The following is a 1,148-nucleotide window of genomic DNA, read 5'->3' on the forward strand; positions in this document are numbered from 1 at the left end:
GGCGAGATCCTCACCTTCGTCAAGGAGAACCTGGCCCAGGAGGCCGGCCTGGACATCGAGGTCGTGGAGTTCACCGACTACGTGCAGCCCAACGCGGCCCTGGACGCCGGTGACCTGGACGCCAACTACTTCCAGCACCAGCCCTACCTGGACGAGCAGAAGAAGGCCGCCGGGTACGACTTCGTGAGCCTGGGCGCGGTGCACCTGGAGCCGCTGGGCGTCTACTCCGAGACGGTGAAGGACCTCAAGGAGCTCTCCGGCGACAGCAAGGTGGCCATCCCCAACGACCCGTCCAACGCCGGTCGTGCGCTCAAGCTGCTCGCCGAGCACGGCGTGCTCGAGCTGGAGGACACCGGCGACATCGCGCCCACCGTGGCCGACGTCAAGGACGGCGGACCGGAGGTCGTGGAGCTCGAGGCCGCGCAGCTGCCCCGCTCGCTCGGTGACGTGGACGCCGCCGTCATCAACGGCAACTACGCCATCGAGGCCGACCTCTCCCCGGTGGACGACTCGCTGGCCCTGGAGAAGGCGGAGGGCAACCCCTACGCCAACCTGCTCGTGGTGCGCAGCGAGGACGCGGAGAACGAGCAGCTCACGAAGCTGGCCGAGCTGTTGCGCAGCGACGAGACCAAGAAGTTCATCAAGGACAAGTACGCCGGCACGGTCATCCCGGCCGAGTGAGCCCCGCGCGGGAGGCTCAGCCGTCGGCGGGGTCCTGCGCCCCGCCGGCGGCCTCCCGCAGTTCGGTCGCCACGTCCTCGATGAAGGTGGTCACTGCGACACCCCCGGCCACCGGGCCACCGGCCATCAGGCCGTCGGCACCCAGCAGCAACGCCGAGGGCGTGGCCTGCAGGGCGAACATGAGGCGCATCTGCTGGCCCTCGTCGTAGCCGACCGTCACACCCGACGGGCGCAGCGGGTCGTCCGGGGCGCTCGGCGTGGTGGTGACCACGAGCACCCCCACGTGCTCGAACTCCCGGGCGAACTCCTCGGCGCGAGCCAGAGCCTCCATGCAGCTGCCGCACCCCAGGCTCACCCAGAGCACGAGCCAGGCCTTCCTTTGGGAGATCTCGCGCAGCCGCAGCGGGCCGTCGTCGCCCGTCACCTGGACGAAGGGGATGGGGGTGCGCACGTAGTCGAGCTCCTCG

The 1,148-nt window shown here is 70.0% G+C and carries 2 protein-coding genes; one reads left to right on the forward strand and one right to left on the reverse strand.

What is annotated here, in order from left to right; all coding sequences use genetic code 11:
- On the forward strand, positions 1-681 hold a 681-nt coding region (locus CYJ76_RS07335; protein ID WP_101849690.1), incomplete at its 5' end, for a MetQ/NlpA family ABC transporter substrate-binding protein.
- Positions 682-697: 16 nt separating this feature from the next.
- Here the strand turns inward: CYJ76_RS07335 and CYJ76_RS07340 are convergent.
- Positions 698-1,148, reverse strand: a 451-nt coding sequence (locus CYJ76_RS07340; protein WP_414467283.1) for a TlpA family protein disulfide reductase, incomplete at its 5' end; no start/stop codon positions are given.

The organism is Kytococcus schroeteri (genome assembly GCF_002847825.1).
Lineage (GTDB): Bacteria > Actinomycetota > Actinomycetes > Actinomycetales > Dermatophilaceae > Kytococcus > Kytococcus schroeteri.